Genomic DNA, 19,945 nt, shown 5'->3' on the forward strand with positions numbered 1-19,945 from the left:
TTTTTGGCTTTTCTGCTTTCTTACAGATCAATTTAATAAATTGACCACCAATTTATTTCTTACATTTAGGGAGAACCAAACCAACCAACTGTGAAAATCCTTTCAAACCTTCTTCCCTATGTACTATTGATTTTCTGCATGATTGGATGTTCCAATCAAGAAACCTTTGATATCCTCATCAAAAATGGTCAAATCGCAGATGGTACTGGTCAGCCCATATTCATGGGCGACATCGGCATTAATGCAGATACTATTGCCACAATCGGAAACCTGGAAAATGCCAAAGGCCTACAAGAGATAGATGCCACCGGATTAACCGTTGCCCCTGGCTTCATCAACATGCTTAGCTGGGCTACCGAATCTCTTATTGTTGATGGAAAATCAGAAAGTGATATTCGTCAAGGAGTCACTTTAGAGGTTATGGGTGAAGGTTGGTCTATGGGTCCGTTAAGCGATAAAATGCGCCAACAAGAGCAAAGTAGCCAAAAGGATGTCAAATATCCTATAGAATGGACAACGCTTGGGGAATATTTAGAATTTTTAGAAAAACGAGGCATTGCTCCCAATGTGGCTTCCTTCGTAGGTGCTACCACTTTACGTGTTCATGAACTAGGGGAAGCTAACCGCCCTCCCACCCCTGCCGAATTGGAAAATATGAAAGCCTTGGCGAAAACAGCCATGGAAGAGGGAGCTATGGGTATTGGTTCTTCATTGATTTATGCTCCTGCTTTTTATGCGGATATCGAAGAGCTGATTGAATTGTGCAAGGTCGCATCAGCCTATGATGGTATGTATATATCACATATGCGCAGTGAAGGCGACTATTGGTTGGAAGCAATTGATGAATTGATACTAATTGCAAAAGAAGCGAATATTCCTGCGGAAATCTATCATTTAAAAGCTGGCGGAAAAGACAATTGGGAGAAATGGGAATCTGCAATTGCCAAAATAGACTCAGCTCGTTCTACCGGACTGAAAATTACTACGGATATGTATACTTATACAGCAGGAGCCACCGGTTTAGACGCTTCTATGCCTCCTTGGGTTCAGGAAGGTGGTTATGGAAAATGGGCCGAACGCTTGCAAGACCCGGCTATCCGTAAAAAAGTAATTGAAGAAATGAAGGCTAAAGGGGATGGTTGGGAGAACCTTTATTTTGCTGCCGGTAGTCCTGAAAAACTTATTTTAAATGATTTTAGAAATGATAGTCTTAGGTACCTTACGGGCAAAACCTTGGGAGAGGTTGCGGAAATACGGGGTACAAGTCCGGAAGAAACCGCTATTGACCTGGTCGTACAGGACAGTAGCCGTGTAGGTACGGTCTATTTTCTAATGTCCGAAGAGAATGTGAAAAAACAGATAGCCCTGCCCTACATGAGTTTTGGATCGGACGCAGCAAGTATTGCACCAGTAGAACCGTTCACCAATTACAGCCCTCACCCTAGAGCCTACGGCAATGTGGCTAGACTCCTGGGCAAATACGTGAGGGAGGAAAAAGTAATTCCCTTGGAAGAGGCCATTTATAAGCTAAGCGGCCTCCCGGCCACCAATTTAAAGCTCAAAAAACGGGGCTTTTTGCAAGTGGGCCATTTTGCGGATTTGGCCATTTTTGATTCCAAAACCATTATCGACAAATCTACATTTGATGAACCCCACCAATTTGCCGAAGGTATGGTACATGTGTTCGTGAATGGTGAACAAGTTTTGAAAGATGGCGAACACACGGGCGCGACTCCCGGCAGGGTGGTTCGTGGACCTGGGTGGAAAAACCAAAACTAAATTCAAAAACCGACCAAATGAAAAAACTATTACTATTGTTCTTAATTGGATGCTTTTCACAATCAGTACTTGGACAACAAAAATCCTCCCATAAAAAGCTGGATGCCATGATTGTCAAGGGAATGAAAGATTGGAAGATTCCCGGAATGGCCACTATTGTAGTGAAAGATGGTGAAGTGGTATTTCAAAAAAGCTATGGGGTCAAAAATTTGGAGACTAACGAGTCGGTCGATGAAAATACCCTTTTTAACATGGGCTCAACATCCAAAGCCGTTGTCGCCATTGCTATGGGTATGTTGGTCGATGATGGAAAACTGGCTTGGGACGATAAAGTAACCGATTATGTCCCTTATTTTAAACTATCCGATTCTTATACTACCGCAGATGCCCGGGTGAAAGATTTGTTGACCCACAATTTAGGTATTGGTAATGCAGACGCCCTTTGGATACTGGACAGCGTTACCACAAAAGAAACGATTGAACGGTTTCAGTTTGCAAAAAAAACCTACCCCTTACGCGGAGGGTTTACCTATCAAAATATCATGTATGCGGTGGCGGGCGAGGTCATTGCAGCAGCCAGCGGCCAACCTTGGGACGAATTTGTTCAGGAACGCATTTTTGATCCTTTGGAGATGACCCGTACACAGGCCATCGCCGCAAATATCTTTAAAACGGGCAACTACGTAACACCTTATTTGAACGATTATGAGGACGGCATGGTTGAGGTAGATTACGGTTTCTCGGACCAAATTGGTCCGGCCGGGATGATATGTTCCACGGCTCATGATATCTCCAATTACTTAACATTTTTAGTGAATGATGGTGTGTATAAGTCGGACACGCTTGTTCAACCCAAAACCTTTAAAAAACTGTTCGAGCCCCATTCCTTCTTGGGAACCACGGGAATCTACCCTACCAATGCCCTCACCAAACCTAATTGGAATACCTATGGTCTGGGATGGTTTCAACAGGACTATAAAGGACATAAGTTGGATTTTCATACCGGGAGTCTCTTCGGTTTGGTGGCCATTGCTGGAATCATGCACGATAAAAATACGGCCGTCTATGTGTTTGCCAATCTAGACCATGCGGAATTACGACATGCCATTCTTTATAAGGCGTTGGACCTCTATGCCTTTGACGATGACAGCCACGATTGGCATACCGAGGTTTTCAATTTGTATGAAGGTTTTAAGGAGAAACGAATTGAGAATTTCAAGAGAGACAAAGACGAACGGGTAAAAAATACCCAACCAAGTTTGCCTTTGGCAGAGTACGAAGGCACGTACACGAACAACATGTTGGGCAACGCCCAAGTGACCATGCTCAAAGGCCAGCTGCAGATGAACTTTAATGACTTTATAACCTACAGCTTAGAACATTGGCACTATGATACTTTTATCACCAATAAGGACTCCCGGTTTTACGAGAAATCAAAAGTGAATTTTGACATCAACGAGGCAGGTAAAATCAGTCAGTTTCACATTATGGGGGAAAAATTTACAAAAGAGAAATAAATTTAAAATATCAGTCGATACAAAAAACAACGAAATGAAAAACTATACACTACTAATTGCGCTTGTCTTCTCAAGTGTATTGTCCGCTCAAACAGATGCTGAAATCGCCGAGCAAACCGTTGATAAAAACGAAATTGAAGGTCATATCTATTTTCTGGCCGACGATGTCCTTAAAGGGCGCGCCACGGGCTCTCCAGAACTAAAGATCGCAGCATCCTATTTGGCAAATACCTTACGTGGTTACGGAGTAAAACCTCATCCCGCCAATGGCAATTCCTATTATCAAACATTTAGCCTATTACAAACAGCACCACCGGACATGCTCAAGGTTTCTATTAATGGGTCGGATTATCCACATACTATTGCAGTGAACGCCAAGGCCACCTCACTTTCCGGGGAGGCCGTATTTCTAGGATTTGGTCAGGCCGAAGATTACAAGGGCAAAGATGTTACAGGAAAACTCATAATTGTTAGGGCTGGAACTGCGGAAGCCTATGATGCTAGGGCGACCTATATGGCCCATAAGCAGAAGCAGGAATTGGCCATTGCCAATGGGGCTATCGGACTAATAGAAATGACCTTGCTTGAAGAAGATTGGTGGTCACGTATTTCACATTTTATGGGAGAAAGCGTAAAGATTCCCGACCCGGAAGACCCTGAAAATCCTACGAACGAATTTTTACATCTCTGGGTGAATACCTCGGCGGAACAATTGGATGCATTGATGAAATCCAAAGGTTCCTATTCCATTGAAACCGATGGTATTAAAGAGACGACCCTTATTACGCAAAATGTTGTAGGCTTTATGGAAGGTACTGACCCAAAACTAAAGGACGAATACATCATGTACTCGGCGCACTATGACCATGTGGGCATCGGTACGCCAAATACAGAAGGAGATAGTATTTACAATGGCGCACGTGATAACGCTATTGGAACCACCGCTGTCTTAAGCATGGCAGAAAATATTGGAAAGTATCCTACAAAACGCTCTGCCTTTTTTATATTTTTTACCGGGGAAGAAAAAGGCCTTTTGGGCAGTCAGTACTATGTACAAAACCCCATATTTCCCTTAGAGCAAATCGTTTATGGTTTTAATACCGACGGTGGTGGGTACAACAATACTAGTTTGGCAACCGTAATTGGACTGGAAAGAACAACCGCTAAAAAACACATTGTTGACGGTGCTGCCACCTTTGGGCTAAAGGCTATTGATGATCCTGCGCCTGAACAAGGCCTTTTTGACCGAAGTGATAATGTAAGTTTTGCTAAAGTAGGGATTCCCGCCCCCACCTACTCCACTGGTTTTGATGCCTTTGATGATGAGATCAACAAATACTACCACCAAGCCATGGATGAGGCTGATAGTATTGATTATGATTATTTGTTGAAGTTCTACCAAGGGTATATCCTTTCAGGACGGTCCATTGCCAACGACCCGGAAAGGCCTTATTGGATAAAGGGGGACAAATATGAAGCCGATGCGAATGTATTGTACGGTAAAGTTCCTGAGGCCCCTTTAAAAAACTAAATTGTTTCCACAACCGCATTTTTATGAAAAGCTATCTGATTCGGACAATTGTTATGCTCCTTGTACTTTCCAGTTGCAAGAAGCACAACGCAAAAACAGATAAATCCATTTTTGAGCACACCATTGTCGAAGGACCTACTCCATGGACCAGTGCTATTTTTGAACCGACCGAGGAGGATTTTACCTTTGCTATCATTTCCGACTTGAACGGGGGCGAACGCGAAGGGGTCTACAGTGCAGCTGTGGAGCAATTGAACCGCCTAGATCCTACCTTTGTCCTGAGTGTGGGAGACCTAATAGACGGGGGAACGGAAGATTCCCTGCAATTGGCGACCGAATGGAACTCCTTTGAAAACAGGACGTCAAAATTAAAAATGCCCTTCTTCCATCTGGGTGGCAACCATGACCTTACCAACCCCACGATGCGTAGCATTTGGAAGCAACGTTTTGGTCCCAGATACTATCATTTTCTGTACGATAATGTGCTCTTCCTCATGATGGATTCCGAGGATTATGAGGAAAAACGGATGATGGAAATCTACGAGGCACGTGCAAAAGCCCTCAAAGTCATCGCCGGGGAAATAAAAGGCGTGTATGAGGAGACGGAATATTATAGCATGCAGGAGCGTCAACTAGGGGGTATGGGTTTGGAACAATTTGAATATTTCAAAAAGGTTCTGGAAGAAAATCCTGATGTTAAATGGACTTTTGTAATTATGCACAAACCGCTATGGCAACGGGAAGATGAAAAGGGTTTGAGTCCCTTAGAAAATCTTTTGGCCGATAGACCCTATACCGTAATCAATGGCCATATCCATTCCTTTTCGCACCGAATTCGGAAGAATCGCGATTATATTATTTTGGGCACCACGGGCGGCGGACAGAACGCCCAAGATTCAATGTCCTTTGATCATATTTCCTTGGTTCGAATGGCTAATGAACCAAAAATAACCCATTTGAAAATGGATGGAATCCTGAACAAGAAAGGGGAATTGCCAAAAAGCGGTGCGCTGATACATTAGGTAAAACATGATTAAATTCTTCCGTAAAATTCGTCAACAACTGGTAAAAGAAAACAGGTTTTCCAAATACCTACTCTATGCCGTTGGCGAGATTGTACTAGTGGTCATCGGTATTTTGATTGCCTTACAGATCAATAATTGGAACCAGGACCGAATCAACAATATCGAAAAAAAAGCTTTACTTTCTAAACTACATGTAGAGTTCAAAACCAATAAAAAACTGGTAGAGAATTTTAGGCTTGAAGAACAAAGGGCCATAAAATCTTCCAGTAAATTGATTGGTTTGATCGGTGCCACAAAAGAAGAGCTTGCAAAAAAAAATTTAGACAGCCTATTGTTTGAATCCTTTCCCTCTAACGAACTGGCATTTGCCAACAATTCGGTAAACAATATCGTGCAAAACGGACGTCTTAACCTTTTTGAAAACGATTCCATCACCTCACTTTTATACCACTGGAATTCACTATCGGAAATCAGACAAACCCGTTTTGATAAATTGGATGCCTGGAACAATGAACATCTTTTGCCCTTTTTGCTACCTTATATCTCATTTAGGGAAATGGACAGCAACGCCCATTATCCATGGTCTGGGAAATCCAAGGTGAAACCGGACTACTATCCCTTGTTTCAGAAAGTGGAATTTGAAAATTTGTTGGATAATTCCTTATGGCTACATCAAAATATAATGGATAGGTTGGATGAAACTGAAATGTTGATTGAAGAAATTCTTCAGGAAACCAAACCTGCAATAAAATGATAAAATTTTTTAGAAAAATCCGCCAGCAACTGCTCAAGGAAAACAGGTTTACCAAATACTTGCTCTACGCCATTGGGGAAATAATCCTGGTAGTCATCGGCATACTAATCGCCCTTCAAATAAATAATTGGAATGAAAACCGGATAAACTCCAAAAAGGAAACTATTGTTTTGGCCAATATTCACAAAGAGTTCGTACAAAACAAAAAGCAATTAGACTCAGTGGTGGGTCAACACAAAGTTGTCTTCAAAAACTGCGCAGGTGTAATTAGTCTCTTTCCCCTTACGTCAAAACCAGAACAGGAAGTATTGGATTCACTGGCCACCATGCTTTGGTGGACATATGGAGGAATTACCTTCAATCCCACCCAAACAAGTATTAAAGCCCTTGCTAGCACCTCTTCTTTCGATATTATAAAAAACGAAACGCTGCGCGACTTATTAATTTCTTGGAATGACTTAGTTACAGATTATCAAGAAGAGGAATTGGCCTCCAGAAATCATATTTGGAGTCAATATGACCCTTATTTGTCAAAACACTTTGATTGGAACCTTAATTTTAAAGACGAGCGAAACGATTTTGACGCACTCCAAACGTTGGAGTTTGAATATATGGTTAGGAGCAGGTATGACTTGGTAGATCAAATATTGAATACAAGCGGGGAGCTACAAAAAGTACAACTCACTTTAGATAAAATAATTGAACTTTCAAAACCATCAGGTAACCAAAATCCATGATTAAATTCTTCCGTAAAATTCGTCAAAACCTTTTAGAAGAGGGCAAAACCAGTAAATACTTGAAATATGCTACTGGCGAGATTATACTCGTGGTCATCGGTATTTTGATTGCCTTGCAGATTAATAATTGGAACCAAGATCGTCTCAACAAGGATTTAGAATTTCAATACTATGAGCGTCTTTTAGATGATGTTGGGGAAGAAAAATTAATTATTGAAGCCACTTTAAACTATTCCAAACAGGTTAGTGAACATGCCAAATCTGCTGTCGCCGTTTTTGAAAATTCTTCCAATGCTAACCCCGATCCTGTGGCCAATCTTGTTGATATGTATCAGGCTAGCCAGCTTCTAGACCCTTATTCTGCGTCATCAACCTATCAGGAGTTAATTGCTTCGGGTCAAATCAACCTCATCCAAAACGATAGTATAAAGACCGCATTAATTAGATATTATGATATTGAGTGGTCAGAATCTGGCGTTGCTGTACTTGAAAACACCTATAGAAAGAATCTAAGAGGAAAAATGCCTGATGACGTTCAGGCAAAGATTAGATCAGCCTGTGGAGATACTTATGTGAAAACCGGAAATAGTTACTTCCCCAAGCTACCAGAGAAATGTGATATACAACTGGACCATAATTACGCCAAATCGGTTGTTGAAGCATTGCTTAAAGATGAAAGTTTAAAAAATGACTTGCGCTATTTAATTGGTAATGAAGAAGGTAAACAAAATGATTTAATGTACACAATGGTACAACTTGAGAATCTAAATATGTTATTAGAAGGAATAAACAATGATTAAATTCTTTAGAAAAATTCGGCAGAATCTCCTTATGGAAAATAAAACCTCCAAATATTTTAGATATGCCATTGGCGAGATTGTACTTGTAGTCATCGGTATTTTAATCGCGTTACAAATAAATAACTGGAACGAAGAACGACTTGAGAATAACCGGGAAAAAATCACCATGCAAAATCTAAACACTGAATTCCAAGAAAATTTAAGGGACTTGGATTCCATAAATACCATTTTGCAACGCACCATTTTGGCTACGGAAACCATTTTTGGAAAGTTTAAAGAAGAAAACCTACAAGAAACAGAACCAATAGACAGCCTTTTGCACCATGCCATAGAAAGTCCTTCTTGGAAGCCCAGTGAATTTGTTTTGAACGACCTGCAGAACTCTGGCGGACTCTCAAAATTGAACAATACGGAACTTAAAATTCTATTGTTCAATTGGTCCCGATTTTTTAAGGAATTACAGGAAACGATGGATCAAACCGAAAAAACGAATATCAATTTGATCGAATATATTCGGGAACATGGTTCGCTTAGAAACATCGATACACAATCCGATGCCTTTCCATACGAACCCTCCCAGCTTCAAATGGACAATGCACTGTTGCTCCAAAATATTCAATTTGAAAACTATATCGATGACAAACTCTATGTCCTTAAAGAGTCTGAAATTGCCTATTCGCAAGCCAAAATATTAATACAGAAAATTTTGAACGAAACCACCGTAGAATAAAGCATACGGCGCCGAAAAAAATAAACCACTAAACCCATGAAAAACTTTCCAAATGCCTTTGTCATTATCATTGGGGTGGTGCTATTCGCCTGGGTGCTCACCTTTATTATACCCCAAGGAAGCTACCAAAGAATTACGAATACAGATACAGGAATTACAACGGTGGTCAGCAATTCATATCAAAAAATGGAAGGAGATCATTTATCCGCATTTGACGTGATGCTTACCATTCCCAACGGAGTTGCGGGAAGGGCGGACGCTATTGTACTTATATTATTGTTGGGGGGTTGTTTTTTTGTTATCGAGAAAACCGGGGCATTATCAGAAGGATTGTATAAAATCGTCAACATACTCCAAGGAAGGGAAGGTTTATCATTATTCATCGTCTCCTTACTGTTTACGGCAGCAGGGGTCAGTATTGGCATGCAAGAGGAGGTAATTGCCATGATGCCCGTACTGCTCATTTTTGGGAAAAGTATGGGATTCAATACCTATACGACACTGTACATGAGCTACGGTTCTACCGTACTCGGGAGTGCCTTTAGTCCCTCAAATCCATTTGGTGTCATTATAGCACAACAGGAAGCAGGTGTCCCTTTACTTTCGGGAAGCGGTTACCGACTGGTAGTTCTCGGGATTGCCTTTTTAGTTTGGGTCATCTACCTGATCCGCTATAATGCCAAAAACAGGATGAAAAAAGTTGAAGCGTCCACTCCCCACGAAAAAATATCCCATAATTCCAAGATTATTCTCATCCTATTAGGTTTAACGTTTATTATTGTCATGTATGGGCTTCTACAGCTGGATTGGGGCTTTATGGAAATGTCCGCCTCCTTTTTTGCCTTGGGCGTGGTCTCCGGTCTTTTGGGAAAATTGGGTGTGAACGGTACAGGAGAAGCCTATGTCAACGGATTTAAGGAAATGATCTTTGCGGCCATGATCATCGGCTTGGCAAACAGTATTTCCATGGTCCTAAAAGAAGGTATGATCATCGATTCCATTGTATATGGACTATTTGGTCCCCTACAATACCTATCGGCCTCTGTCTCCGGAGTGTTGATGATGGTCGCCCATTCCATTTTACATTTTCCCATCCCCAGTTATTCCGGGCAGGCCATTTTGACTATGCCCATTTTGGTTCCGCTTTCGGATTTGATCGGGATTTCGAGACAGACATGTGTACTGGCCTACCAATATGGCGCCATTATGGGCGACATGATAGTTCCCACAAACGGGGCATTGATGGCTATTTTGGCCATTTGCGGAATTCCCTATAACAAATGGTTCCGATTTGCCTGGAAACCTACGTTACTTATGCTTCTCTTGGGAGGCATAGGTATTGTAGTCGCCATTTATATAGGTTATGATTAGAGCATCTTAATACCAAAGTTACCTTCCCACCGATTTATACCCCCCTCGGATACGTTTTCCATACCGACAGCGGAACCTCTGATTATCAAGTTTAACCTAGAGTTTTGGACAGGAAAGGGCAATTCCCAGCAGGTAATTCTTATTTACATCGTAGTGAGAATTTAATGAAAAATCAGTCCTAATATCGACCGAAAAGTAAGCTAAAAAATAGTGTTTTTGACATCATTAAAAATGTAATTTAAATCTTAAAACCTACTAGTTTTACGGGCAAAATTATACGTGTCCAAATACATGAAAAAACACCTCATTTCCTTCTTGATATTAAGTTTTATTATTCAATCTTCCCATGCTCAATTTGTAAAGCAAAAATCGATAAGTGCGCAAATTGGATTTGTTTCAAGTATGGCTTTCAATAGTGCGGAGGATACAAGTAACAATGGTTTTTTTACCCAAGGGGAACTCATTTTAAAGCTCACTTCATGGGCAGAGTTGCGACCTTATGCGGGCCTGGTTTGGACAGGTACCCAAGGTTATGATTTTGATGGAAATCCCACTTATGAAAAATCGGAAACAAAAGCCCTTATGCTTGGAGGTAAAGCTAGGCTAAGGGCACCAATTCCATGGTTTGCCCCATACATTGAATTGGGCGCAGGGACTTCCATTGGCAAATTCGATACATTTACCGCGTTCACGGACATTGAAAAAAGCGGAATAATTCCCCATTTACCATTTTCTTTTGGCGTAGAATTGGGAAAACGGAACAATGTTGATTTAGGTCCTGCTTTCTATTCTCAACCTACCGTGGAGCAATACGTTGGGGTGTTCGCCTTTGGAATGTCCTTTCCCATAAAATAAAACACTTGTTCTTAGCCTCATAAATTAAGCTAATTTCTTATAGGCCCTTAGTACATTTTCGATTTTCGCCTCCGTGTCCGGGTCAATCCATTGCCGTTCCGGCTTTTCCTGTAGCCATTTTAAGGTACGCTTGATTCCTTCGGAATAGGGAATGGTCGCCTTGAAGCTTGGCACAAAAGTCTTGATCTTGGTATTGTCGAACAGTACACTTTCACTCTTGTCCGCTAATAAACTTCCGGTAAAGGAAGGTTCTATCTGGCAAATAAAATCGGAAGCAATATGAACGATATTCGCCTCCTTGCCAAGTGCCTCTGCGGTTATTTTATAGATCATGTTCCAACTGAGGACCTCATCCGAAGTAATATGAAAGGCGTGACCAATGGCCGTGCTGAGTCCCAAAAGCCCAACAAATCCCTTGGCAAAATCGTCCGCATGGGTAACTGTCCATAAGGAAGTTCCATCGCCGTGTACAATGATTTCCTTACCCTTAAGAATACGGTCTATCGTATTGTACTTGTCGAACCCACCTATGGCCAAGGGCGTCATGGTGTTGTAGGTATGCGAGGGCCGTACGATGGTCATGGGAAAGCCCTGCTCCTGATAGGCCTTGGTCAACAGTTCCTCACATCTTATTTTATTATTGGAATAGTCCCACAGGTTATTACTTAGCGGAGTGGATTCCGTAATGACGGGATAGGTCAAAGGGGTTTGGTAACAGGAAGCCGAACTGATAAAGATATACTGTTTCGTTTTTCCTGAAAACAGGTCCAGATCACGCGCAATATCGGCCGGGGTAAAGGCGATCCAATTCACGACCACGTCCCAATCGTGCTTTTTTAATTCGGTCAATTCTTCTGGTTTGTTGATATCCCCGATGATGGAATGGGCTCCCTCAATGTCCATTTTGGCCTTGCCCCTATTCAGTACATACAGATCCATTCCCTTTGCAACGGCCAAACGGCTAGAAGGGGTACTGATATTTCCCGTACCCCCAATAAATAATACTTTCATTCTACTATTTTTATTTGTTTTAAATACTCATAATCAATAAATTATATGATAAAATTCAACTTTTAGTTCAACTTAAAATGAATTGCCTACAAAACCGTCAGTTCGAGTTTTTTCCATTGGAAAAAGTATCGAGAACACGGTTTTACTGCTGAAAAGTTTTGATTCTCGATACATTTTTTCTGGATGTTATCCAGTAAAAATGCTCGAATTGACAAATTCCTTAAAGGTTGCTTTTATGTAATTAAAAATTATGAACTCGAAATATCCCGATAGAACGTTAGCCCGTTTCTAAACGGGTCATAAAAGGCAAATTCCTTCGTTCCCCAAGCCGTTTCCCGTAACAAAGTATGGGAGTGGAACACATCCTTTTCGGCAAATTCTTCGTACAGTCCTTCAATATTTTGGGTGACAATCCGCAACATGGGCCGGTCGATATCAAAATCCCAATCTTTTTTAGCGTGCCACTGAAAGTGTATCTCCACATCGTCCCGGATGACGCCTGCATATTTGGGATTTTTTGAATCGTCCGCAAAGGCTATCCGGAATCCCAATCGGTTAACATAAAAGTCCAGCGCATCCAAAACCTCCCATACGGGAAGCACCGGATGTATTTGATGTAGGTGAATTTTTTCTTTCATAGCCTTAAGGTAAGTAAAATAGTAGTTAGTAATTAGTGAACTAGCGGTTAGTGGGTTCGTGGTTCATTCACAGTTCTAACTTCTTGCAACTTATAACTATTAACTTAGAGCTAATAACTCTTAAAGACAAAATCCGTAAATTCATGGCTCAAACTAAACAAGCACCAGCATATGAAGAATTGTATTGGCATTATCGCCTTTCTCCTCTGTGTAACGACCGTATCGGCACAGACCAAAACCAACCTCGAACTTACGGATATCTTTGATTACGAGTTTGTATCGGATCCCCAGATATCACCGGATGGCTCCAAAATCATCTATGTGCGGAACTTTAAAGACATTATGACGGACAAAAACCTATCCAATCTCTGGATCGTAAATTTTGACGGCAGCCAAAACCGACCTTTAACGACCGGAAACCACAATGATTTCTATCCCCGCTGGTCGCACGATGGCAAAAAGATCATCTTTAAGTCCAACATGTCCGATGATAAGATGAAACTCTACCTCATGTGGTTGGACACCAAAGAAACCGCACCACTGACCAATACGCCCATGGCACCCGGTGCCGTGAGTTGGTCCCATGATGACCGCTATCTGGCCTTTACCATGTTCGTGCCGGCCAAGGACGAGTCGCTCATTAAAATGCCCGGAAAACCGGAAGGTGCCAAGTGGAACACCCCGCCTACCTATATCGACAAGCTTAACTACCGTGGCGATGGCCAAGGCTATATCAAAGGGGGTAACGATCAATTGTTTACCCTTTCCGTAGATGGGGGCACGCCCAAGCAACTGACTACGGCCGAATTTGACCACGGTGCGCCTGTTTGGTCCAACGATGGCAAAAGCCTGTATTTCTCCGCTAATTTTCATCCGGAATCAGATTTTGAACCCGCAAACAGCGAGGTCTATAAATTAGACCTTAGCGATAATAGCGTCAAAGCATTGACCGATCGCTTTGGTCCTGACGGTTCACCCGCCCTTTCACCCGACGGTAAAAAAATTGCCTACACGGGGAACGATGATACCTTTCAGGGATATGAGCTCACACAATTATATGTAATGAATGCAGATGGTAGCAATTCCCAATTGCTTTCGGCGGATTTTGATCGTGATATTGGCAATGTACAATGGGCCAACGATGGCAAGGGACTCTATTTTCAATACGATGAAGAAGGGGATTCCAAAATAGGCCACATCACCTTGGATGGAAAAGTAACCACCATCGCCGAAGGCCTTGGGGGACTCTCCCTGGGAAGACCTTACAATCAGGCCGACTTTACCGTGTCCAACAAAGGTACCTTTGCCTATACCTTGGGCGGTACGCAACACCCGTCCGATTTGGCCGTAGCCGATAAAAAAGGAACAAAACGGCTTACCTATTTGAACGATGATTTATTTTCTTTCCGTAATGTAGGTGCCGTGGAAGAAATCTGGTGGAACTCGTCCTTCGACAACCGAAAAATTCAAGGATGGATCGTGACCCCACCCAACTTTGACCCGAACAAAAAATATCCCTTTATCCTGGAAATCCACGGCGGACCTTTCCAAAGTTATGGTTCCGTATACAGTGCCGAGATTCAGGCCTATGCCGCAGCAGGTTACGTGGTGTTGTATTCAAATCCGCGTGGGAGTACCAGTTACGGGGCCGAATTTGGCAACCTCATCCATCACGATTATCCCAACCATGATTATGAGGATCTCATGAGCGGCGTGGACGCTGTTATCGCCAAAGGCTATGTGGATACCAATAACCTGTTTGTTACCGGAGGTAGCGGTGGCGGTGTGTTGACCGCGTGGATCGTGGGCAAAACGGACCGCTTTAAGGCCGCCGTGGTAGCCAAGCCCGTCATCAACTGGACCAGCTTTGTGCTCTATGCGGACAGCCCTGCCTTCTTCTCCAAATACTGGTTCGGGAAGAAACCCTGGGAAGACCCGGAAAACTATTTTAGGCGCTCCCCGCTCAACTATGTCGGGAATGTGACTACACCTACCATGCTTTTAACAGGCGAGGAAGATTTTCGGACCCCAATCGCTGAATCGGAACAATTCTATACCGCATTGAAGTTGGAAGGGGTTGAAACCGCCATGGTGCGTATTCCCGGTTCCGGGCATGGCATTGCGAACCGACCCAGTAATTTGGTCGCCAAAATAGCCTCGGTATTGGCGTGGTTCAACAAATACAAAACGGAATAGTCCGGTGACCATGATGAGAAATATATTTTTTGCGGTTTTTACGGTATGTATGGCTGTAATTGGACAGGCACAGGAATTCAAAGTGATGTCCTACAACATCAAGTATGACAACGTCAACGATACCGTAAACAACTGGAATTTTAGAAAGGAGGCTATGGTGCGGCTTGTGCAACACTATGGCCCCCAATTTGTGGGCATGCAGGAGGTTTTGCTTAACCAGTTGGAATATCTAGACGAGCACCTACCGGATTATGGCTATATTGGTGTGGGCCGGGACGATGGCAAACAAAAGGGCGAGTACTCCCCTATTTTGTACAATAGTCAACATTTTGAACTAAAAAGCGCCAATACTTTTTGGCTCTCCCCCACCCCGGAAAAAGTTTCCAAAGGTTGGGATGCCGCCTTGGAACGAATCTGTACCTATGGTCGGTTCAAAGACAAAAGCACCGGGAAGGAACTCTATGTATTCAACACCCATTTTGATCATGTGGGTACGGAAGCCCGAAAGCAGAGTGTCAACCTCATTTTACAGAAGATCAAGGCAATCAATACCCAAAACCTGCCGGTGGTGGTGACGGGGGATTTTAATCTGGAACCGGACTCCGAGCCCATTCAATTGATGCAAGCAGGGATGACGGACGCCCAGCAAGCCACCCAACAACCCTTTTACGGCCCTACCGGAACTTTTAACGGCTTTGACCCAGATATGGTCCTGGACCGCCGTATCGACTATATTTTTGTGGATGATTTAAAGGTGCAAAGCTATCTCCATATCGATGACCGAATGGAAAACAACATGCATATCTCGGATCATTTACCCGTGTTGGCGGAGTTGGGAATGGAATAGGAAATTACTTAAGGTGAACGGTTCGTATTGTGAATCGTATTTTTCAGATGGGAGCTATGATTTCATTTACATGGTTCACTACTAGACTTATTCTATGTTTTTTAAAAAGTGTACTGTTTCCTCTTCTTCCCAAAAGCCTATTTTTTTGTGAAATTCTCTTGATTCTCTATTTGTAAGCCAAGTATCAGAACCTATTTGAATGCAGCCGTTTTCTTTACACCATATTTCACCAATTCGTAGGAAATCCTTTGCTATTCCAATCCTCCTATACTCAGGTTCTACATAGATTCCTTCCAAGTAACCGGTTGGTGACTTATCTGCTCCTTCAACATAATCTGTACGGAGAGAAAAAAATGAAAATCCAGCATTTTTATCATCACCTATTTTAGCCATCAGAATTTTATTCTTTTCCAACTGAACAGCTTCCATCAACACATTTTTGAGCTTATTTTCTTCAAAATCTGTCCAAAGTTTTTGACTCATTTTAAATAGTGCTTCAAAATCTTCGATGACAAAGTCTATATACTTAATTTGATTCATTTTCATTTGCTTGAAGCCAACGGTCTCGGCTATGGTTTGGCGCCTGGAGGCGCCAGCCTTTCCGTTTTGTTTTTGTTAATCCCTAAAATAGCAAATAATCCCAGACCTCTGAGGGCGATGAACCATAGCCGTTGTTAGCGGTAGTATTTAAGACACCCAAAGCATATTTCTGTACAATATTTTCCATTTTCCATTCACTTTGGAGCAGACTATTATTTCCCCTGCTCCGCACAAAGGACCACATAGAAAATCATAGTAGAAAACAGCTTTGTTTCTGTCTTCGTTCATTCTGAAATCAGAGAATCTTAGCGAGGCAATGTATCGATACTCGGTGCTTTTCCAGTATTCTTTATTTTGCTTTTCTAGTTGGTCCAAGTCTTTAATGATATATTTACCTGTTTGGGTTAGTTTCGCTAAATCAATTTCACCTTTATCGAAAACAGTACTATCCGCCAAATCCAACAAGAGTTTGTCGTAGTCTTTTGAATGCAAAGAATCTGGATAGTACATTCTCGGTTGGAATGTCTCTTGGGTACTCCAATTTATTGATTCTGGAATAGGCTTAACATGATATCCCGCAACTCCCAATACCAATTTGGCGGTATCTAATTTCGGATTATCATAGGCCTCATCGAATATTCTTTTTTGAATCTGGTAGTTTATTGAATCTTGTTTGTTTTCAGCATATTCTAGGGGCATTGGAGGTGCAGGCAGTTCTTCATAATAATATTCTGTTCCAACCAGTTCGAGAAAGATGTCATTAAGCAATTCCATATCATTATCATGCTTCTGCCAACAGCTAGACAAGATGGAAAGCAAAATAAAAAGAGGAACTAAATATTTCATATTACCGCTAACAATTGTATAAACTTACCCAGGTATGTTTATTTCTATTTTAGGGGGAAGTGAATTAAAAATCCTACATAAAAATGATTTGGGCAAGGAAAAATGGGAAATATGTGCCTTCGCTTTCCAGAAATGTTGTTTCGACTCCCCCTTCGACTTTAGTTTACCTTGAGCGTAGCCGAAAGGCTCAAGGAAGGCTGCTCAACCACCGAGAGCGATGCCCCTTCGACTTTAGTTTCCATTGAGCATTTTCGAAAGGTACAGGGCAGGCTCCTCGGGCATCAAATATTTAACGCCCTGCAGATATATTAATTAACTTGGGTCGGTTATTTCTTGGAGTATTCAAACAGGTCCCCAGGTTGGCAATCCAAAGCCTCACAAACAGCTTCCAATGTGCTAAATCGAATGGCCTTGACTTTCCCAGTTTTAAGTTTGGATAAATTCGCCAAGGTAATATTGACCCTTTCGGACAATTCATTGAGCGACATTTTTCGCTTTGCCATCATTACATCCAAGTTTACAATAATTGCCATAATCTATACCGTTTCTTCCAGTTCTTCTTGATACTCCACTCCTTTGGAAAATATTGTTCCAATAACATAAATAACAGCCGCCATTAAAATGAATGCCTGACTGTCTGCCCAGAACGGATCCAACTGATTCAATGTAAAACCATTATGTCCCAAATCCATTGCCAACTTCCTCGCAATAAAACTTAATAATCCAATGGAGAGGGTATAGTAGCTTATCTTAAGAATTTGCTTGGAAACCCACCTATTGAAGGGTTTGGGCAGGTCAATTTTAGTTACCAATAAAACAACTTGGTAGAATAGGACGGCCTTTAAAATGGATACGGTAAGAACAAACCCGTACATTCCAAAAAAAGCCAACTTACTACCTTGAAATAACTGACTCATATCCAGTTTCTGATAAAGGTTTTGGATAAATTCTGGACGGAGAAGACTAAAAATAAAATTGACGATTAGGCCACCTGCTTCCACCGAGAGCCCCACAAAGATTATCCAAGAAATGATTTTCAAACCTTTAAATATGAGATTTTTTGCTTTAACCCGTGTTTTCATGATTAATAGTATTAGATGGAATAAAAGTAACTAATTATTTATTGATAAAAAATAAATATTTTTCACTTTATGATAAATATTAGTAATGATATTCTTTTAGGCTTGGCTTGGTTATTGGCATGGAAATGAGGAAATATGTGCCTTTGAGTCCCCTTCGACTTTAGTTTACCTTGAGCATTGGGTGAAAAGAAAATATATTTTCTTTGAACGCAACTTACGAAGCAAAACCAAAGGCTCATATACTCTTTAGGGGCAGGCTGTTTAGGACGAACCGCACAGTAAAAAAAATAAAAGCTGTGGCTAATTGGTTTTTTGAAGTTTATGAAAGGACACGTAAGAGGCGATCAGTATTCCCAAAATAATTAGAGGGAAAAAGGATTGGAAATCCATACCGTCCACGGCAAAATGGCTGATACTGGCAAATATAAAGTCGAAAGCAAATCCAGCATAGGCCCATTCCTTTATGCGCTTAGGTATTTGTGGAATAATCAATACCAAGGCGCCCAATACCTTAAATACGACCAAAGCGTTCCCAAAATATTCCGGGTAGCCCAAATGTCGTATACCCTCCTTGGCGAGCTCGGTTTGGGAAGTCAACGCGGGCATGACCCCTTCCATTAAAAAAATAATAATGGTGGTGGTCCAGAAGATGATTTTGTTGGTTTTTGTAGTTGCCATTTGGATGGTTTTAGGTTCATTCCAAATATAATTCAGATTTTGATTTGTTAGATCGGAATTTTAGAAACGATAATGTGAAAATAACACCGCTAGTTGAAAAGGTATTTCCCCATTCCATTTTGGATATGAGGATTTAGTATTAAGCAGCACTCGATATGAATATGGTAGAGGTAAATTGATATGGAAACGAACTGATTAAAAATACCAAAGGCTGACAAATCACATAGCACATAAATCGATTCTATTCCAATTGTCTATTCTGCTCCTAGTCCCATATTAGGGGCCTATCCACATTCATGGCCCTTAAATAGGATAAAAATTGACCGGCATGGACGGCTTCGTGGTAACCAATCCGTAAGATATATTTTCCAAGGGGTTTCCTTTCCCCGTTTCCCGGATGCACTACCTGGAATTCGCTTAATTCGGTATCCGAAAATTGCCGGACGCTTTCCAAAAATTGATTTCTATAAGGTTCGGCAAATGCCAGTTCGTCCACAACGTTAATGAAGGGTCGTTGCTTCCAAGGTGTTTCATAATGGGCCATGGAGCCATTGTTGATTATTATGTTCCACCCATAATCCGCTTCCAAAACATGTCTTACCATTTCTATTGCGGTCATCGCGCTTTCGTCAGGTTTCCAACGGTAATACTGTTCAGGAAGTGCTTTCCAAAGCTTTATGCTTCTTCTCCGGATTTCCGTAAGGTTTAAAATTATAAGTTCAGCCTGAGTCATTTTCTTGCCGTATCCCATGTTGTTAAACCAATTTTTGTTTTCACAACATTTCCTGCCAAAATATAGGGACAAAGTTCCAAAATCCCCAAAATTTTATTTTTTGCAAGTGATAATTTGAATGTGTTACAACGCTCTATGGAAAGGGTTTGTTATCCTAAAATAAGGACCATCATTTTCGTTACCAAAGTCGATTCTCACAAGGCCTGTTAAAAAGTATATTGGAGCGGCACAACTATTTTTTTCGGTGATGATGTTTCAGTAAACCTCTAGTTTAT

Annotated in this window: 20 protein-coding genes; 12 read left to right on the forward strand and 8 right to left on the reverse strand. The window is 41.6% G+C overall.

The window, feature by feature from the left end:
• The first annotated feature begins 90 nt into the window (after positions 1 to 90).
• The 10 genes from ACZ41C_RS00740 (at position 91) to ACZ41C_RS00785 (ending at position 11,099) form a co-directional block, all read left to right on the forward strand.
• Positions 91 to 1,779, forward strand: coding sequence for an N-acyl-D-amino-acid deacylase family protein (locus ACZ41C_RS00740; protein ID WP_240042787.1), 1,689 nt, complete (start codon positions 91 to 93; stop codon positions 1,777 to 1,779).
• Positions 1,780 to 1,796: 17 nt separating this feature from the next.
• Positions 1,797 to 3,296, forward strand: a complete 1,500-nt coding sequence (locus ACZ41C_RS00745) for a serine hydrolase (protein ID WP_464563591.1) — start codon at positions 1,797 to 1,799, stop codon at positions 3,294 to 3,296.
• Positions 3,297 to 3,330: 34 nt separating this feature from the next.
• Positions 3,331 to 4,827 (forward strand): M28 family peptidase, encoded by a 1,497-nt coding sequence (locus ACZ41C_RS00750; RefSeq protein ID WP_464563593.1) that lies wholly within the window; start codon positions 3,331 to 3,333, stop codon positions 4,825 to 4,827.
• A 23-nt stretch (positions 4,828 to 4,850) separates the two neighbouring features.
• Positions 4,851 to 5,849, forward strand: a complete 999-nt coding sequence (locus ACZ41C_RS00755) for a metallophosphoesterase family protein (protein WP_138259757.1) — start codon at positions 4,851 to 4,853, stop codon at positions 5,847 to 5,849.
• 7 nt (positions 5,850 to 5,856) lie between these two features.
• On the forward strand, positions 5,857 to 6,606 hold the full coding sequence (locus ACZ41C_RS00760) for a DUF6090 family protein (protein ID WP_138259758.1): 750 nt from the start codon (positions 5,857 to 5,859) through the stop codon (positions 6,604 to 6,606).
• The gene (locus ACZ41C_RS00765) at positions 6,603 to 7,343 is read left to right on the forward strand and encodes a DUF6090 family protein (protein ID WP_464563596.1); all 741 of its coding nucleotides are present in this window, start codon (positions 6,603 to 6,605) and stop codon (positions 7,341 to 7,343) included. The genes ACZ41C_RS00760 and ACZ41C_RS00765 overlap by 4 nt, the downstream gene beginning before the upstream one ends.
• The gene (locus ACZ41C_RS00770; RefSeq protein WP_464563598.1) at positions 7,340 to 8,143 is read left to right on the forward strand and encodes a DUF6090 family protein; all 804 of its coding nucleotides are present in this window, start codon (positions 7,340 to 7,342) and stop codon (positions 8,141 to 8,143) included. The genes ACZ41C_RS00765 and ACZ41C_RS00770 overlap by 4 nt, the downstream gene beginning before the upstream one ends.
• 31 nt (positions 8,144 to 8,174) lie before the next feature.
• Complete coding sequence (locus tag ACZ41C_RS00775; RefSeq protein ID WP_162515455.1) at positions 8,175 to 8,873, forward strand: DUF6090 family protein; 699 nt, start codon at positions 8,175 to 8,177, stop codon at positions 8,871 to 8,873.
• 36 nt (positions 8,874 to 8,909) lie between these two features.
• Positions 8,910 to 10,244, forward strand: coding sequence for a YfcC family protein (locus ACZ41C_RS00780; protein WP_464563600.1), 1,335 nt, complete (start codon positions 8,910 to 8,912; stop codon positions 10,242 to 10,244).
• A gap of 291 nt (positions 10,245 to 10,535) precedes the next feature.
• On the forward strand, positions 10,536 to 11,099 hold the full coding sequence (locus ACZ41C_RS00785) for a hypothetical protein (RefSeq protein WP_464563602.1): 564 nt from the start codon (positions 10,536 to 10,538) through the stop codon (positions 11,097 to 11,099).
• Between the two features lie 24 nt (positions 11,100 to 11,123).
• On the opposite strand, the gene ACZ41C_RS00790 is transcribed toward ACZ41C_RS00785, so the two are convergent.
• Together ACZ41C_RS00790 and ACZ41C_RS00795 are read right to left on the reverse strand one after the other, a co-directional pair.
• The gene (locus ACZ41C_RS00790) at positions 11,124 to 12,110 is read right to left on the reverse strand and encodes an SDR family oxidoreductase (RefSeq protein WP_464563604.1); all 987 of its coding nucleotides are present in this window, start codon (positions 12,108 to 12,110) and stop codon (positions 11,124 to 11,126) included.
• A gap of 248 nt (positions 12,111 to 12,358) precedes the next feature.
• Complete coding sequence (locus ACZ41C_RS00795) at positions 12,359 to 12,748, reverse strand: glyoxalase superfamily protein (RefSeq protein WP_464563606.1); 390 nt, start codon at positions 12,746 to 12,748, stop codon at positions 12,359 to 12,361.
• Positions 12,749 to 12,919: 171 nt separating this feature from the next.
• On the opposite strand from ACZ41C_RS00795, the gene ACZ41C_RS00800 reads away from it, so the two are divergent.
• Together ACZ41C_RS00800 and ACZ41C_RS00805 are read left to right on the forward strand one after the other, a co-directional pair.
• Positions 12,920 to 14,944 carry a S9 family peptidase gene (locus ACZ41C_RS00800; RefSeq protein WP_464563608.1) on the forward strand — a complete coding sequence of 675 codons (2,025 nt, stop codon included), beginning with the start codon at positions 12,920 to 12,922 and terminating at the stop codon, positions 14,942 to 14,944.
• Positions 14,945 to 14,954: 10 nt separating this feature from the next.
• Complete coding sequence (locus ACZ41C_RS00805) at positions 14,955 to 15,791, forward strand: endonuclease/exonuclease/phosphatase family protein (protein ID WP_464563610.1); 837 nt, start codon at positions 14,955 to 14,957, stop codon at positions 15,789 to 15,791.
• 87 nt (positions 15,792 to 15,878) lie between these two features.
• On the opposite strand, the gene ACZ41C_RS00810 is transcribed toward ACZ41C_RS00805, so the two are convergent.
• The 6 genes from ACZ41C_RS00810 to ACZ41C_RS00835 all read right to left on the reverse strand — a co-directional run bounded on the left by ACZ41C_RS00810 (position 15,879) and on the right by ACZ41C_RS00835 (position 19,688).
• Complete coding sequence (locus ACZ41C_RS00810) at positions 15,879 to 16,331, reverse strand: GNAT family N-acetyltransferase (protein ID WP_464563612.1); 453 nt, start codon at positions 16,329 to 16,331, stop codon at positions 15,879 to 15,881.
• A 147-nt stretch (positions 16,332 to 16,478) separates the two neighbouring features.
• Complete coding sequence (locus ACZ41C_RS00815) at positions 16,479 to 17,177, reverse strand: hypothetical protein (protein ID WP_464563614.1); 699 nt, start codon at positions 17,175 to 17,177, stop codon at positions 16,479 to 16,481.
• Positions 17,178 to 17,503: 326 nt separating this feature from the next.
• Complete coding sequence (locus ACZ41C_RS00820) at positions 17,504 to 17,710, reverse strand: helix-turn-helix domain-containing protein (protein WP_464563616.1); 207 nt, start codon at positions 17,708 to 17,710, stop codon at positions 17,504 to 17,506.
• Between the two features lie 3 nt (positions 17,711 to 17,713).
• A complete protein-coding gene (locus ACZ41C_RS00825) occupies positions 17,714 to 18,259 on the reverse strand; it encodes a DUF2975 domain-containing protein (RefSeq protein WP_464563618.1) in 546 nt (181 codons plus the stop codon).
• Positions 18,260 to 18,559: 300 nt separating this feature from the next.
• Positions 18,560 to 18,937 (reverse strand): DoxX family protein, encoded by a 378-nt coding sequence (locus ACZ41C_RS00830; RefSeq protein WP_138258487.1) that lies wholly within the window; start codon positions 18,935 to 18,937, stop codon positions 18,560 to 18,562.
• Between the two features lie 265 nt (positions 18,938 to 19,202).
• Complete coding sequence (locus ACZ41C_RS00835) at positions 19,203 to 19,688, reverse strand: DinB family protein (protein WP_464563620.1); 486 nt, start codon at positions 19,686 to 19,688, stop codon at positions 19,203 to 19,205.
• Between the last annotated feature and the right edge of the window lie 257 nt (positions 19,689 to 19,945).

The organism is Maribacter sp. C-4077, from assembly GCF_055378385.1.

Coding starts and splice junctions, on each gene's coding strand:
- ACZ41C_RS00745 (WP_464563591.1), top strand. CDS start 1,797: ATGAAAAAACTATTACTATTGTTCTTAATTGGATGCTTTTCACAATCA.
- ACZ41C_RS00750 (WP_464563593.1), top strand. CDS start 3,331: ATGAAAAACTATACACTACTAATTGCGCTTGTCTTCTCAAGTGTATTG.
- ACZ41C_RS00755 (WP_138259757.1), top strand. CDS start 4,851: ATGAAAAGCTATCTGATTCGGACAATTGTTATGCTCCTTGTACTTTCC.
- ACZ41C_RS00760 (WP_138259758.1), top strand. CDS start 5,857: ATGATTAAATTCTTCCGTAAAATTCGTCAACAACTGGTAAAAGAAAAC.
- ACZ41C_RS00765 (WP_464563596.1), top strand. CDS start 6,603: ATGATAAAATTTTTTAGAAAAATCCGCCAGCAACTGCTCAAGGAAAAC.
- ACZ41C_RS00770 (WP_464563598.1), top strand. CDS start 7,340: ATGATTAAATTCTTCCGTAAAATTCGTCAAAACCTTTTAGAAGAGGGC.
- ACZ41C_RS00775 (WP_162515455.1), top strand. CDS start 8,175: ATGGAAAATAAAACCTCCAAATATTTTAGATATGCCATTGGCGAGATT.
- ACZ41C_RS00780 (WP_464563600.1), top strand. CDS start 8,910: ATGAAAAACTTTCCAAATGCCTTTGTCATTATCATTGGGGTGGTGCTA.
- ACZ41C_RS00785 (WP_464563602.1), top strand. CDS start 10,536: ATGAAAAAACACCTCATTTCCTTCTTGATATTAAGTTTTATTATTCAA.
- ACZ41C_RS00790 (WP_464563604.1), bottom strand. CDS start 12,110: ATGAAAGTATTATTTATTGGGGGTACGGGAAATATCAGTACCCCTTCT.
- ACZ41C_RS00795 (WP_464563606.1), bottom strand. CDS start 12,748: ATGAAAGAAAAAATTCACCTACATCAAATACATCCGGTGCTTCCCGTA.
- ACZ41C_RS00800 (WP_464563608.1), top strand. CDS start 12,920: ATGAAGAATTGTATTGGCATTATCGCCTTTCTCCTCTGTGTAACGACC.
- ACZ41C_RS00805 (WP_464563610.1), top strand. CDS start 14,955: ATGATGAGAAATATATTTTTTGCGGTTTTTACGGTATGTATGGCTGTA.
- ACZ41C_RS00810 (WP_464563612.1), bottom strand. CDS start 16,331: ATGAATCAAATTAAGTATATAGACTTTGTCATCGAAGATTTTGAAGCA.
- ACZ41C_RS00815 (WP_464563614.1), bottom strand. CDS start 17,177: ATGAAATATTTAGTTCCTCTTTTTATTTTGCTTTCCATCTTGTCTAGC.
- ACZ41C_RS00820 (WP_464563616.1), bottom strand. CDS start 17,710: ATGGCAATTATTGTAAACTTGGATGTAATGATGGCAAAGCGAAAAATG.
- ACZ41C_RS00825 (WP_464563618.1), bottom strand. CDS start 18,259: ATGAAAACACGGGTTAAAGCAAAAAATCTCATATTTAAAGGTTTGAAA.
- ACZ41C_RS00830 (WP_138258487.1), bottom strand. CDS start 18,937: ATGGCAACTACAAAAACCAACAAAATCATCTTCTGGACCACCACCATT.
- ACZ41C_RS00835 (WP_464563620.1), bottom strand. CDS start 19,688: ATGGGATACGGCAAGAAAATGACTCAGGCTGAACTTATAATTTTAAAC.